This window comes from Kribbella sp. NPDC003557 (assembly GCF_040610805.1).
GTDB lineage: Bacteria > Actinomycetota > Actinomycetes > Propionibacteriales > Kribbellaceae > Kribbella.
In genome coordinates this window covers 303,114-316,361 of record NZ_JBEXMY010000001.1, presented here as the reverse complement: position 1 = coordinate 316,361, position 13,248 = coordinate 303,114, and the positions used below count along the sequence as shown (strand labels likewise).

Here is a 13,248-nt window from a genome sequence, read left to right as displayed (position 1 = left end):
CGACCTTCGGGGGAGTAGCTGTCTGTGGATTCGCACGTGCCGGCCAACCCTGCTGTCCTGCCACCGGCCTATCCGGATCGCGCAGCGTGGGGTACCGCGAGCAAGCTGCGAGCCTGGCAGGCCGAGGCGCTCCAGCTGTACCTGGATGGCAACCCGCGGGACTTCCTCGCGGTGGCGACGCCGGGAGCGGGCAAGACGACGTTCGCGCTGACCGTGGCGGCCGAGCTGTTGCACCGGCGGCAGATCGAGCGGGTCACCGTGGTGACGCCGACCGAGCACCTGAAGGTCCAGTGGGCCGACGCGGCGGACCGGGCCGGGATCTCGATCGACCCGGCGTTCGCCGGGCGGCGCGGCAAGACCAACAAGGACTTCCAGGGCGTCGCGGTGACGTACGCCGGGGTCGCGGTCAACCCGCTGGCCTTCCGGGTCCGGACCGAGCGGTTCAAGACGCTGGTGATCCTGGACGAGGTGCACCACGGCGGTGACGCGCTCAGCTGGGGCGACGGTGTCCGGGAGGCGTTCGAGCCCGCGACCCGCCGGCTCTGCCTGACCGGTACGCCGTTCCGCAGCGACGACAACCCGATCCCCTTCGTGACGTACGAGGAGGGCCACGACGGCGTCGCCCGGAGCAAGGCGGACTACACCTACGGGTACGGGCACGCGCTGCGCGACCATGTCGTCCGCCCGGTGATCTTCATGTCGTACTCGGGCGAGATGCGGTGGCGGACCAAGGCCGGTGACGAGATCGCCGCGCGGCTGGGCGAGCCGCTCACGAAGGACCTCACCGCCCAGGCGCTGCGGACCGCGCTGGACCCGGCGGGCGAGTGGATGGGCGCGGTGCTGGCGGCCGCGGACAAGCGGCTGACCGAGGTGCGGCGGCACATGCCGGACGCCGGCGCCCTGGTCATCTCGGGCGACCAGAACACGGCCCGGGCGTACGCGAAGACGCTGCGCGAGCTGACCGGCGAGGCGCCGACCGTCGTGCTGTCGGACGAGAAGGCGGCGAGCAAGAAGATCGCGAAGTTCTCCGAGGACAACTCGCGCTGGATGGTCGCGGTCCGGATGGTGTCCGAGGGCGTCGACGTGCCGCGGCTGGCGGTCGGTGTGTATGCGACGCCGACGTCGACGCCACTGTTCTTCGCCCAGGCCGTCGGCCGGTTCGTGCGGGCCCGCAAGCGCGGCGAGACGGCGTCGGTGTTCGTGCCGTCGGTGACCCGGCTGCTCGGGTTCGCGGCCGAGATGGAGGTCGAGCGCGACCACGTCCTCGGCCGGAAGAACAGCACCGAGGACGGTGACATCTTCGCCCTCGAGGACGACCTGCTGAAGCAGGCGAACCAGGCCGAGGGCGCCAGTGACGAGCTCGAGGGCAACTTCGAGGCGCTCGGGTCGGACGCCAGCTTCGACCGGGTGGTGTTCGACGGCGGTGACTACGGGACCGGCGGCGAGAACGCCTCCGACGAGGAGCTGGACTTCCTCGGCCTGCCGGGTCTGCTGGAGCCCGACCAGGTGCGGGACCTGCTGCACAAACGCCAGCAGAAGTCGCTGGCGGCGCAGAAGAAGTCCTCACGGTCGACGAGTGACCGCGAGGACCCGACGCCGGTCGAGCTGGCCACCCACGAGCAGATCGCGCTGCTGCGCCGCGAGCTGAACGGTCTGGTCGCCGCCTGGCACCACCGCACCGGCCAGCCGCATGGCGTGATCCACAACGACCTGCGCCGCAAGCTCGGCGGTCCGCCCGCCGCGCATGCCTCCTCCGTCCAGTTGAAGGACCGCATCGAGCTGATCCGCGACTGGGCGACGCAACGCCGAGCCTGATCCTCCGCAGCCGACACCCCGCCCTGGATTCCAGCGGCGGGGTCTTCTGTCGTGACGAGCTGTTGACGTGCTGCGACCGGTACTGCAAGCTTCGGATACCTGTGCTGCAAGAAATCGTCAGAGTCACGCAATTTTCGTAGCGCAGGGACCTCCCACCGCCCCCCGATGGAGGACCACCCGATGCATCGGAAGAATCTTCTGCGGCTCCTGCTGGCCGCCCTGCTCGTCGCCGCCGGTCTGCTGTCGGTCCCGACCGCCATGGCCGCCGACCTGACCAAGACCCTGACCGCCAGCAGTTCGCTCGGTGAATACCCGAGCGGCAACGCCGGCGACGGAAACCAGAACAGCTACTGGGAGAGCAGCAACAACGCCTTCCCGCAGTGGTTGCAGGCGGACCTGGGCGCCACCAAGGACGTCAACCAGGTGACGCTCAAGCTCCCGTCCGCCTGGGGGCCGCGCACCGAGACCATCGCGGTCTCGGGCAGCGCGAACGGCTCCTCGTTCAGCACGCTCGTCAGCAGTACGGCGTACGCCTTCGGCGGCACGAACGTCGTCACGATCGACTTCGCCAACACCTCGGTGCGCTACGTCCGGCTGACGTTCACCGCGAACACCGGCTGGCCGGCCGCGCAACTGTCGGAGTTCGCACTGGCCGGGCCTGGTGGCGGGCCGGTCGAACCTCCGACCGGCACCGACCTGGCCGCAGGCAAGGCGATCGAGGCGTCGAGCTCGGTGTTCAGCTTCGTCGCGACCAACGCCAACGACGGCAACGCCGCCACCTACTGGGAGTCGAACGGCTTCCCGTCGACGCTGACCGTCAAGCTCGGCGCGAACGCCGACGTCAGCTCGGTCGTCGTCAAGCTCAACCCGGACCCGGTCTGGGGCGCACGGACGCAGAGCATCGCGGTCCTCGGCCGCGAACAGTCCGCGACCGCCTTCACCACCGCGGTCGCCAGGGCCGACTACCAGTTCGATCCGGCGAGCCAGAACACCGTCACCATCCCGGTCACCGGCCGGTACGCCGACCTGCGCCTGCAGGTGTTCGGCAACACCGGCGCTCCCGGCGGCCAGGTCGCCGAGCTGCAGGTCTTCGGGGCGGCCGCGCCCAACCCCGACCTCGTCGTGACGAACGTCGACTGGTCGCCCGCCGCTCCGACCGAGTCGACGCCGATCACCCTGACCGCGACCGTCAAGAACAACGGCTCGGCGGCCGCGCCGGCCAGCAGCCTCAACTTCCTGCTCGGCGGCTCGGTCGCCGGCACCGCGAGCGTCCAGGCACTCGCTGCCGGCGCGTCCACCACGGTCACCACGAACGCCGGAACGCGCGGGCAAGGCAACTACACCGTCGCCGCCGTCGCCGACCCGGCCAACGCCGTCGTCGAGCAGAGCGACACCAACAACACGCTCCAGGCAGCGACCCAGCTGACGGTCGGCCAGGCTCCGGGCCCCGACCTCCAGGTCACCGGCATCACCGCCAACCCGGCCAACCCGGCGCCGGGTGCGCAGGTCTCGTTCACGGTCGCCGTCAACAACCGCGGTACGTCGGCCGCCGCGGCCAGCGTGGCACGCCTGGCCGTCGGCAGCACCACGCTCAACGGAAACGCGCCGTCGATCGCGGCCGGCGCCACCGCCACCGTCGCGATCAGCGGCACCTGGACCGCGACGAACGGCGGCGCCACCCTCACGGCGACCGCCGATGCGGGCAACACCGTTGCCGAGACCAACGAAACCAACAACAGCTTCACGAAGTCGATCGTGATCGGCCGCGGCGCCGCCGTGCCGTTCACGTCCTACGAGGCCGAGGCGGGTGACTACACCGGCACCCTGCTGACGGCCGACGCGCTGCGGACCTTCGGGCACACCAACTTCGCCACCGAGTCGTCGGGCCGGCAGTCGGTCCGGCTGAACTCCAGCGGTCAGTACGTCGAGTTCACCTCGACCGTGCCGACCAACTCGATCGTGGTCCGCAACTCGATCCCGGATTCCGCCGACGGACAGGGGCTCCAGGCAACGATCAGCCTGTACGTGAACGGCACGTTCAAGCAGAAGCTCGACCTGAGCAGCCACAACAGCTGGCTCTACGGCAACACCGACTCGCCCGAGGGCCTCACCAACACCCCCGGCGGCGACGCCCGCCGCCTCTTCGACGAGTCGCACGCCCTGCTCAACCAGTCCTACCCGGCCGGCACCACGTTCCGCCTGCAGCGCGACGCCGGCGACTCGGCGTCGTACTACATCATCGACCTGGTCGACCTCGAGCAGGTCGCGCCGGCGCTGTCCCAGCCGGCGGGGTGTACGTCGATCACGCAGTACGGCGCGGTGCCGAACGACGGGATCGACGACGCGGACGCCATCCAGCGCGCCGTCACCGACGACCAGAACGGCGTGATCAGCTGCGTCTGGATCCCCGCGGGGCAGTGGCGGCAGGAGAAGAAGATCCTCACCGACGACCCGCAGAACCGCGGGCAGTTCAACCAGGTCGGGATCAGCAACGCCACGATCCGCGGCGCCGGGATGTGGTACTCGCAGCTGTACTCGACGATCGAGCCGCAGAACGCGGGCGGGATCAACCACCCGCACGAAGGGAACTTCGGCTTCGACATCGACAAGAATGTGCAGCTGTCGGATATCGCGATCTTCGGGTCCGGCCGGATCCGCGGCGGTGACGGGAATGCCGAGGGCGGGGTCGCGCTGAACGGCCGGTTCGGCACCGGTACGAAGATCAGCAACGTCTGGATCGAGCACTCGAACGTCGGGGTCTGGGTCGGGCGCGATTACGACAACATCCCGGAGCTGTGGGGCCCGGCCGACGGGCTCGAGTTCAGCGGGATGCGGATCCGGGACACCTACGCCGACGGCATCAACTTCTCCAACGGGACCCGGAACTCCAAGGTGTTCAACTCCTCCTTCCGGACCACCGGCGACGACGCGCTCGCGGTCTGGGCGAACAAGTACGTCAAGGACCAGTCGGTCGACGTCGGCCACGACAACACGTTCACCAACAACACGGTGCAGCTGCCGTGGCGGGCGAACGGGATCGCGATCTACGGCGGGTACGGCAACAAGATCGAGAACAACCTGATCTACGACACGATGAACTACCCCGGCATCATGCTCGCCACCGACCACGATCCGCTGCCGTTCTCCGGGACGACGCTGATCGCGAACAACGCGCTGTACCGGTGTGGCGGGGTGTTCTGGAACGAGGACCAGGAGTTCGGCGCGATCACGCTGTTCCCGTCGAACCTCCCGATCCCCGGCGTCACCATCCGGGACACCGAGATCCACGACTCGACCTACGACGGCATCCAGTTCAAGACCGGCGGCGGGGAGATGCCGAACGTTGCGATCAGCAACGTGAGGATCGACAAGTCGAACAACGGCTCCGGCATCCTCGCGATGGGCGGCGCCCGCGGCAACGCGAACCTGTCGAACGTCACGATCACCAACTCCCGCGACGGCGACATCCTCAAGGAGCCCGGCAGCACCTTCACCTTCACCGGGCAGTAGCAGCTGCTACCCCCGAGGCCCAGCACCTCCTCACGAGGTGCTGGGCCTCAGCCTTTACGGGCGGTAGACGCGGACGTAGTCGATCTGCATCGACCCCGAGCTGACCGTCGGCGGGATCTTGGCGTACACGAACAGGTCGAGGATCAGCGCGTCACTGGTGCCGGCGGTGTAGGCGCCCTGCCGGCAGATCTCCTTGCCGTCGAGATACCAGACGGTCTCGTCGGGGCCGAGTTGCTGCGCGATCGTGTGCCAGTCCGTGGTCAGGTCGGTCGGCGACTGGTAGGTACAGCCGCCGCCGGGGGACTGGTGGTTGGTGAGGTACAGCGCCCGATGGTTGTCGCTGTAGAACTCGTACGTGTCCTGCTCGTTCGAGCCGTTGCCGTTCCAGGTCCATGTGGACGGCCAGAATCCCTGGTCCGCCGGCAGTTTCAGCCGGGTCTCGACGTAGTCACCGGTCCTCACGGCGAACGACTGCGACGGCTCGTGCCCGCACGCCTGCCCGGTCGTGATCAGGGCGCCGGACCACTCGTACCCGGCCGCCGGATTGTTCTTCCGCGCCGTCATGGTCAGCTTGCCGTCGCTCACCGAGAGCGCGTCCCAGGTGTGCCACTCGAGCTGCTGGTTGCCCTTGTTGCCCAGGCACTGGTCGGCCTCGGCGTTGGAGTGGATGGCCCACTTCGTCCGGTCGATCGCGGTGCCGTCGAACTCGTCCGCGAACGCCAGCGTCCCGGGCGCGGCGTCGGCGGCCCGCAGCGGGACGACGAACAACCCGAGCACGACCAGAGCCGTAAGTAACTTACGCATCAGGCAAGCCTCTCCGTCGGAAACCAACGGATCAAACAGTCGCTTGATCAGGGCTTGGTTGTCAACTCCTGCATCCCGATCACGTCCAGCAGCCGGATCGCCTGCTCGGACGCCGACCCCGGCTCGGCCGTGTACAGCACGACGCGCTGGTCGCGCTCCGGCACCACCAGCACCTCGCAGATCACGTCGATCCGCCCGACCTGCGGATGGAACAGCGTCTGGCACAGCGACTGCTGCCGCCCGACCTCGTGCCGTGCCCAGATCTCCGCGAACTCCGGGCTGCCCGCCAGCAGGTCGCCGACCAGTTGCGCGATCGCCGGATCGTTCGGGTACGTGCTCGTGGCCGCCCGCAGATCGGCGGCGGCATCCCGGGCGAACTCGCGGGTGGCCTCCTCGCCGAACAGCTCGGCCTGCCGGTCGGTGAGGAAGCGCAGCCGCAGGAGATTCCGGTCCCGCGGCGGGAGCGCGGAGAAGTCGGTGATCAGCGCCGCGGCCAGCGGGTTCCACGCGAGGACGTCGTACTTCGCGTCCAGCACCAGCCCCGGTACGTCCAGCCGCGCGAGCATCCGCAGTACGCCGGTCCGCACGTCCGCCGGCGGGCCGGGTGGCGGCCCGGGCTGCTCGCCGGCGAGCCGGAACAGGTGATCGCGTTCGTCGTCGGACAGCCGCAGCGCGCGGGCGAGACCGGTCAGCACCGCGCGGGACGGCCGCGGGCCGCGGCCCTGCTCCAGCCGGGTGTAGTAGTCGGTGGACATCGTCGCGAGACTCGCGACCTCCTCCCGACGGAGCCCCGGCGTACGGCGGCGCAGGCCGGCGGGCAGGCCTACGTCGGACGGCCGCAGCGCCTCCCGTCGTACCCGGAGGAACTCCGCCAGCCCGTCGCGATCCATGGTCCCAGGATCCCAGCCGCACGGACTGCCAGCCAGGGACCGCCGATCCCAGCCTCAGCCGACTCTGCCTGGCCGCGCCGGAACCCCGGACCGTGGACGGCATGAACACGACGAAGAAGATCGCGCTCGTCACGGGCGCCAACAAAGGCATCGGCAAGGAGATCGCGCGGCAGCTCGGGCAGGCCGGGTTCACCGTGCTGGCCGGGGCGCGCGACCTCGAGCGCGGCGAGCTCGCGGTGAAGGAGCTGGTGGCCGAGGGCCTGGACGTGGTCGGGGTCCAGTTGGAGGTGACGGACGACGAGTCGGTCCGCGCCGCGGCCGGGCGGGTCGCGGCCGAGTTCGGGCGGCTCGACGTGCTGGTCAACAATGCGGCGATCATCCCGGAGGGCGACGACGCGGTGTCGCGGATCCAGGCCGGCGTCCTGCGCTCGGCGTTCGAGACGAATGTGCTCGGGCTGGTCGGCGTGACGCAGGCGTTCCTGCCGCTGCTCCGCACCGCGGAGGCGGCCCGGATCGTGAACCTGTCGACGTCGCTGGCGTCGTTCGAGCTGGTCGGTGATCCGGAGTCCCGGATGTCGACGGTACTGACGCTCGGCTACAACGCGTCCAAGGCAGCCGTGAACATGGTCACGGTCATGCTCGCCAACGAGTTGCGCGGGACCGGTGTCCTGGTGAACGCCGCCGACCCCGGCAACTGCGCGACGGACATGGGCGGCTGGGACGCGGCCCGCACACCTGCCGAGGGTGCTGCCGTCGCCGTCCACCTCGCGACGCTGGACCCTGACGGTCCGACAGGACAGGTGTACGCAGAGGAAGGCCGGCTGCCTTGGTGACGAGCAGTCGGCCCTGCGGGCGGCGGTAGCCCGCCGCCTGCCTCAGACGATCGCGCCCGACCAGGCGAGGGCCTGCTTGAGCAGCTGGCCCCGGCCGCCCTCCATGTCGTTGAGCAGGCTCGGGGCCAGCGCCTCCTCGGGGGTCAGCCAGGTGAGTTCGAGCGCGTCCTGGCGCGGGTTGCACTCGCCGGTGACCGGTACGACGTACACCAGGGCGACCGCGTGCTGGCGCGGGTCGTGCAGCGGGGTCATGCCGGGGAACGGGAAGTACTCGGCGACAGTGACCGGGACCAGCGTCGCGGGCAGCCGCGGGAAGGCGGCCGGGCCGAGGTCCTTCTCGATGTTGCGCTGCAGCGCGTCGCGGATCGACTCGTTGTGCAGGACGCGGCCGGAGACCAGCGTGCGGGTGATCTCGCCGGTCGCGGCCGAGGTCCGGAGCAGGACCCCGATGTGCTCGATCCGGCCGGCCGGGTCGACGCGGGCCGGCACGGCCTCGACGTACAGGATCGGTACCCGCGTCCGGGTCTCGGCGAGCGCGAACTCGGAGAGCCAGCCAGGATTCGGGTCAGGCGTACGCAGCGACGAACTCATGGAAGCCATCTTCGCTTACGGTCTGAAAGCAGCCCGGTACCGGGAGGGGCTGAGTCCGAATGTCGAGCGGAATCTGCGGGTCGCGTGGCTCGGGTCGTGCCAGCCGACCAGGGCCCCGATGGTCGATACGGGCAGCTCGGTCTCGATCAGGAGACCCACGGCGCGCTCGGCGCGGATGCGGTTCAGGTAGGCGATGGGGGACATGCCGACCGAGCTGCCGAAGAGACGGATCAGGTACCCGGGGGCGAGGTTGACGCTCGCCCCGAGCTGTTCGAGGGTCCAGGGCGCGGCGAGGTCGGCCTCCAGTAGGCGCATCGCGTGCTGCACCGCCGGGTGCGGCGCCGGCCGTACCACCGACGAGCTCGTACCCGCGCCTGTCAGGCCGCCCGCGCCGCCGGGGACCAGGGCGCCGGACAGGAGGCCGAACACATCCGGCCCCAGGTAGGCGTTGCGGACCACCAGTCCCTCGCAGTCGCGGTATCCGTGCCACTCGCCGGGACGCAGGACGACCACCGAGTCCGGAGCCAGCTCCACCTCACCGGCCGCCGACACATGCCTACCCCGCCCGGCCACCACGACCGCGATCTCGAAGAACGCGTGACTGTGCGGCGCGACGTCCGCGAGCACCTCGAGCCGCTCACCCGCGACCGGCAATCGCGGGTCGGGGAAGACCTCGCTGCTCAGCACGTTGTGCACGTCGCACCTCCCTGAGGTCAGGATCGGTCAAGTCCTGGTCAACCTCGTCCTGTCGGCGCGGCCGCGGGTCCGCGACCCTGGAAACACCTTCCAGTACGACGGAATCCGAGGAGCCCTCGATGACCACGACCGACCCTACGGCACCCGCGGTGCTCGACGAAGAGATCATTTCCGCCTACCGTCGCGACGGTGTCGTCCGGATCCGGAACATCATCGGCCGCGACGAGGCGGCCCGGTTCGCCGCGGCCGCGACCGAGTGGACCGCAGGAGCCGACGACCTGTTCAAGGAGTCGAAGATCTTCAACCAGTACGTCAACGTCTGGCGCCAGAACGACGTACTGCGAGAGCTCACGCTGGATCCGCGGCTCGCGGCGGCGGCGACCGCGCTGGCCGGCGTACCGCTGCGGATCTGGCACGACCAGCTGCTGATCAAGCCGCCGCACAACGGCGCCGCGACCGAGTTCCACCAGGACGCGCCGTACTGGCCGCACGCCGGTTCGCGGGCCTCGCTGTCGGCCTGGGTCGCGCTGGTCGACGTACCGGTGGAGCGCGGCTGTATGACGTTCATCCCGGGCTCGCAGCACCACCAGGACCTGCGCAGCCAGGACCTGTCCGACCACGAGGACATGTTCCGCGCCGCGCCGGACCTGCGCTGGGAGGAGCGGCTGACGATCCCGCTGCGGGCCGGCGACTGCACCTTCCACAACGCCTACCTGGCGCACTCGGCGACGCCGAACCTCACCGACGACCCGCGGATCGCGCACGTGGCGATCTACATCGACGCGGAGGCGACGTTCACCGGCGCCGGGCACGTGGTCACCGACGGCGCCGGCCTGACCGTCGGCGCACCGCTCGAGCACGAGCTCTTCCCGGCTGTTTAATTTTTCACGGTGTGACATAAGTTGTCACCGTGCGTCTGCTCACCGATGTCCGTCCGCTGCGTGAGTCCGCCGACTTCCGCCGGCTGTGGATCGGGTCGACGGTGTCGCAGCTCGGTCAGCAGATGACCGCGGTGACCGTCTCGATCCAGGTGTACGCGCTGACGCACTCGACGTTCGCGGTCGGGCTGGTCGGGTTGTTCTCCCTGGTCCCGCTGATCGTCTTCGGGTTGTACGGCGGCGCGATGGCCGACGCGATCGACCGCCGTACGCTCGCACTCGTCTCGTCCACCGGGTTGTGGCTGCTCTCGATGGTGCTGGTGCTGCAGTCGCACCTGGACTGGGGACAGGTCGGGGTGCTGTACGCCGTCGTGGCCTGTCAGTCGGCCTGCTTCGCGGTCAACAACCCGGCGCGGTCCGCGATCATCCCGCGGCTGATCCGGCCCGAGCTGCTCCCGGCCGCGAACACGCTCAGCCAGGCCGCGTTCAACCTGGGCTTCACCGCCGGGCCGCTGCTCGGCGCGGCGGTGATCGCCTGGCAGGGGTTCGCGGCGGCGTACCTGGTCGACGTGATCACGTTCACCGCGGCTCTGTACGCGCTGTTCCGGCTGCCCCCGGTCCCGCCGACGGGCACCGTACGGCGGGCCGGGCTGCGGTCGGTGCTCGAAGGGTTCACGTTCCTGCGGGCCGCGCCGGCACTGCTGGCCACGTTCCTCGCCGACATTTTCGCGATGGTGTTCGCGCAGCCGCGGGCGCTGTTCCCGGCCGTGGCGGGCGCGTTCTTCGGCGGCGGCGTCCGGACGGTCGGGCTGCTGCAGGCCGCGCCGGCGATCGGGGCGCTGATCGGGGTGATCTTCTCCGGGTGGGTGACCCGGATCCGCCGGCAGGGCGTGGCGATCGTGCTGGCGATCACGGCGTACGCCGCCGCCGTCGGGCTGTTCGGGCTGTCGCGGACGATCTGGCTGGGCGTCGCGCTGCTCGCGATGTCCGGCGCGGCCGACATGGTCAGCTCGGCGTACCGGAACACGGTGCTGCAGTCCGCGGCACCGGACGCGATGCGCGGCCGGCTGCAGGGTGTGTTCATCGTCGTCGTGGCCGGCGGGCCGCGGCTCGGGGACTTCGTCGCGGGGACGACGGCGTCGCTGACCAGCCCGACCGTCGCGCTGCTCGGCGGCGCCGCGGTCTGTATCGCCGGACTGCTGATCCTGCTGGCCCGGAACCGGCCGTTCCGGGAGTACGACTCGCAGACCCGGGCGCTGAGCTGAGGCCGGGAGGCTCAGCCGCCGGTCGCGAGCTTCTTCAGCACGGTGAACCAGGAGTCCATGTCCGGGTTGATCTCGGTCATCGGCTTGTCGTCGACCGTGACGAGCTTGCGGTCGCCGAGTGGCTCCTTCAGCTTGATCGGCGTCATCGACATGTTGCTGTCCTCGGGACAGGGCACGTCGACGTCGATCGTCACCCGGATCTTGTCCTCGAGTTGCTCGACCTTGAGGTCCGACGCGCACTTGCCGACGGTGCCGATCAGCAGATCCGCCTCGTCGTACTTCGGCGCGTTCTGGATCCACTTCAGGTACTTCGGCTTCTTTCCCTTGATCAGCTGGTAGTACTGCGCCGGCTGCGGGTTGTCCTCGTCCGGGGTGCCGCTGCCGTCACCGATGAAGGTGCCGTAGATCATGTCGATGCACGGATCCTTGGTGTCCGGGCCGTCGACCGCCCCGAACGCCTTCGCGGCCTTGTAGCAGCCGACCGCCTCGCGGTTCAGCGAGATGTTGAAACCGATCAGGGCCACGGCGCCGACGACCATCGCGATCGCCAGCATCCGGCGCGACTTCAGCTGCTGCGGGCCGAGGATCCCGGCCGCCCGGCGGGCCTCCTCCGGCGTGGCGTCGGCCGGCACCGGGGTGGTGCGGAACAGCGCCGTGATCGAGCTCGTCCACTGCGGATTGATGATGGTCGGAACGGCATAGACCAGGATCAGGCCCACGATCACGACGACGGCGGGGAGCAGCGACCAGTAATTTCGCACGGCAGCAAGATACGGGCCCATCGGGCCGCGACCGAATAACGGATACGCTAACAAGGTGCCAGCCGAGACCTCGCAGACGCTCGACCGGGGACTCACCGTCCTCGAGTTGCTCGCGGACGCCCCGGACGGGCTCTCGATCACCGAGCTCGCCGCGGCGCTGCGGGTCAGCCGGACGGTCGTGTACCGGCTGGTGAACACGCTCGAGCTGCACCGGCTGGTGCGCCGCGACAGCGAGGGCCGGGCCCGGCTCGGTCTCGCCGTACTGCACTACAGCCGGCGGGTGCAGCCGACGCTGCGGGACGCCGCGCTGCCGGTCCTGCGGTCGCTGGCCGAGGACACCGGGGCCACCGCGCACCTGACGGTCGCCGACGGTGAGGAAGCGCTCGCGATCGCGGTCGTCGAGCCGAGCTGGACCGACTATCACGTCTCCTACCGGATGGGCTCCCGGCACGCCCTCGACCAGGGCGCGGCCGGCAAGGCGATCCTGGCCGGCCGCCGCAAACCCGACCCCGCCGGCCGCCCCTTCGTCGTCACCTCCGGCGAACTCCAGGCCGGCGCCCAAGGCGTCTCGTCCCCAGTCCTCGGCGTCCCCGGCGTCGAAGCCTCCATCGGCGTAGTAGTCCTCGGCAAACTCGACCGAGACTTCGTAGGCCCCCGAGTAGCCCGAGCCGCAGTAGAAGTCGCCAAACGCCTCGCCTGAGTCAGCTCTTGGTGGCTGCTTCTACCAACGGGAGTACCCGGTGGGGGATTTGTTCGGCCAGGGCGATGACTGTCGAGGCTCGTTGGATGCCCCGGACGATGACCACCTGGTCGATGACGCGTTGGAGGTCGGCGTTCGAGCGGGCGACGATGCGGCACCAGAGGTCCTCGGCGCCGGTGATGGTGTGGACCTCGAGGACCTCCGGGATCCGGGCGAGGGCCTCGGCGACCGTGGTGTGACCTGAGCCCTGCTCGATCTGCAGCGTCGCGAAGGCCGTCACCGGATAACCGATCGCGGTGGTGTCGATGTCCGGCCCCCAGCCGCGGACGACGCCGTCGCGTTGCAGGCGATCCAGCCGGGCCTGGACGGTGCCGCGCGCGACCCCCAGCCGGCGCGACGCCTCGAGGACGCCGACACGCGGCTCCTCGGCGAACAACCTGAGGATGCGGGCGTCCAGCGCGTCCACCGACATGCGAACCCTCCACGGATAGTCAGACTGACCAAA

The 13,248-nt window shown here is 69.8% G+C and carries 12 protein-coding genes; 6 read left to right on the top strand and 6 right to left on the bottom strand.

Going from position 1 to position 13,248, the window contains the following annotated elements; all coding sequences use genetic code 11:
* The first annotated feature begins 24 nt into the window (after positions 1–24).
* Together ABZW60_RS01525 and ABZW60_RS01520 are read left to right on the top strand one after the other, a co-directional pair.
* Positions 25–1,815: a DEAD/DEAH box helicase gene (locus tag ABZW60_RS01525; protein ID WP_355472878.1), complete on the top strand. Its 1,791-nt coding sequence runs from the start codon at positions 25–27 to the stop codon at positions 1,813–1,815.
* Positions 1,816–1,995: 180 nt separating this feature from the next.
* Positions 1,996–5,325, top strand: a complete 3,330-nt coding sequence (locus ABZW60_RS01520; protein WP_355472876.1) for a CARDB domain-containing protein — start codon at positions 1,996–1,998, stop codon at positions 5,323–5,325.
* Positions 5,326–5,379: 54 nt separating this feature from the next.
* On the opposite strand, the gene ABZW60_RS01515 is transcribed toward ABZW60_RS01520, so the two are convergent.
* Positions 5,380–6,129, bottom strand: coding sequence for a glycoside hydrolase family 16 protein (locus tag ABZW60_RS01515; RefSeq protein ID WP_355472874.1), 750 nt, complete (start codon positions 6,127–6,129; stop codon positions 5,380–5,382).
* Between the two features lie 47 nt (positions 6,130–6,176).
* Positions 6,177–7,019: a helix-turn-helix transcriptional regulator gene (locus tag ABZW60_RS01510; RefSeq protein ID WP_355472872.1), complete on the bottom strand. Its 843-nt coding sequence runs from the start codon at positions 7,017–7,019 to the stop codon at positions 6,177–6,179.
* A gap of 101 nt (positions 7,020–7,120) precedes the next feature.
* On the opposite strand from ABZW60_RS01510, the gene ABZW60_RS01505 reads away from it, so the two are divergent.
* A complete protein-coding gene (locus ABZW60_RS01505) occupies positions 7,121–7,852 on the top strand; it encodes an SDR family oxidoreductase (protein ID WP_355472870.1) in 732 nt (243 codons plus the stop codon).
* 42 nt (positions 7,853–7,894) lie between these two features.
* Here the strand turns inward: ABZW60_RS01505 and ABZW60_RS01500 are convergent, their stop codons facing one another.
* Both ABZW60_RS01500 and ABZW60_RS01495 read right to left on the bottom strand, forming a co-directional pair.
* Positions 7,895–8,443 (bottom strand): NUDIX hydrolase family protein, encoded by a 549-nt coding sequence (locus tag ABZW60_RS01500; RefSeq protein WP_355472868.1) that lies wholly within the window; start codon positions 8,441–8,443, stop codon positions 7,895–7,897.
* A gap of 15 nt (positions 8,444–8,458) precedes the next feature.
* Positions 8,459–9,139, bottom strand: a complete 681-nt coding sequence (locus ABZW60_RS01495; RefSeq protein WP_355472867.1) for an AraC family transcriptional regulator — start codon at positions 9,137–9,139, stop codon at positions 8,459–8,461.
* Positions 9,140–9,258: 119 nt separating this feature from the next.
* Between ABZW60_RS01495 and ABZW60_RS01490 the strand changes: the two genes are divergently transcribed.
* Together ABZW60_RS01490 and ABZW60_RS01485 are read left to right on the top strand one after the other, a co-directional pair.
* On the top strand, positions 9,259–10,020 hold the full coding sequence (locus ABZW60_RS01490) for a phytanoyl-CoA dioxygenase family protein (protein ID WP_355472865.1): 762 nt from the start codon (positions 9,259–9,261) through the stop codon (positions 10,018–10,020).
* A gap of 29 nt (positions 10,021–10,049) precedes the next feature.
* Positions 10,050–11,282, top strand: coding sequence for an MFS transporter (locus ABZW60_RS01485; protein WP_355472863.1), 1,233 nt, complete (start codon positions 10,050–10,052; stop codon positions 11,280–11,282).
* An 11-nt stretch (positions 11,283–11,293) separates the two neighbouring features.
* On the opposite strand, the gene ABZW60_RS01480 is transcribed toward ABZW60_RS01485, so the two are convergent.
* On the bottom strand, positions 11,294–12,043 hold the full coding sequence (locus ABZW60_RS01480) for a hypothetical protein (RefSeq protein WP_355472861.1): 750 nt from the start codon (positions 12,041–12,043) through the stop codon (positions 11,294–11,296).
* A gap of 55 nt (positions 12,044–12,098) precedes the next feature.
* Between ABZW60_RS01480 and ABZW60_RS01475 the strand changes: the two genes are divergently transcribed.
* Positions 12,099–12,743 (top strand): helix-turn-helix domain-containing protein, encoded by a 645-nt coding sequence (locus tag ABZW60_RS01475; protein ID WP_355472859.1) that lies wholly within the window; start codon positions 12,099–12,101, stop codon positions 12,741–12,743.
* Position 12,744: 1 nt separating this feature from the next.
* Here ABZW60_RS01475 and ABZW60_RS01470 read toward each other — a convergent pair whose 3' ends face one another.
* Complete coding sequence (locus ABZW60_RS01470; protein ID WP_355472857.1) at positions 12,745–13,215, bottom strand: Lrp/AsnC family transcriptional regulator; 471 nt, start codon at positions 13,213–13,215, stop codon at positions 12,745–12,747.
* Positions 13,216–13,248 lie beyond the last annotated feature (33 nt).

Coding starts and splice junctions, on each gene's coding strand:
- ABZW60_RS01520 (WP_355472876.1), top strand. CDS start 1,996: ATGCATCGGAAGAATCTTCTGCGGCTCCTGCTGGCCGCCCTGCTCGTC.
- ABZW60_RS01515 (WP_355472874.1), bottom strand. CDS start 6,129: ATGCGTAAGTTACTTACGGCTCTGGTCGTGCTCGGGTTGTTCGTCGTC.
- ABZW60_RS01510 (WP_355472872.1), bottom strand. CDS start 7,019: ATGGATCGCGACGGGCTGGCGGAGTTCCTCCGGGTACGACGGGAGGCG.
- ABZW60_RS01505 (WP_355472870.1), top strand. CDS start 7,121: ATGAACACGACGAAGAAGATCGCGCTCGTCACGGGCGCCAACAAAGGC.
- ABZW60_RS01500 (WP_355472868.1), bottom strand. CDS start 8,443: ATGAGTTCGTCGCTGCGTACGCCTGACCCGAATCCTGGCTGGCTCTCC.
- ABZW60_RS01490 (WP_355472865.1), top strand. CDS start 9,259: ATGACCACGACCGACCCTACGGCACCCGCGGTGCTCGACGAAGAGATC.
- ABZW60_RS01470 (WP_355472857.1), bottom strand. CDS start 13,215: ATGTCGGTGGACGCGCTGGACGCCCGCATCCTCAGGTTGTTCGCCGAG.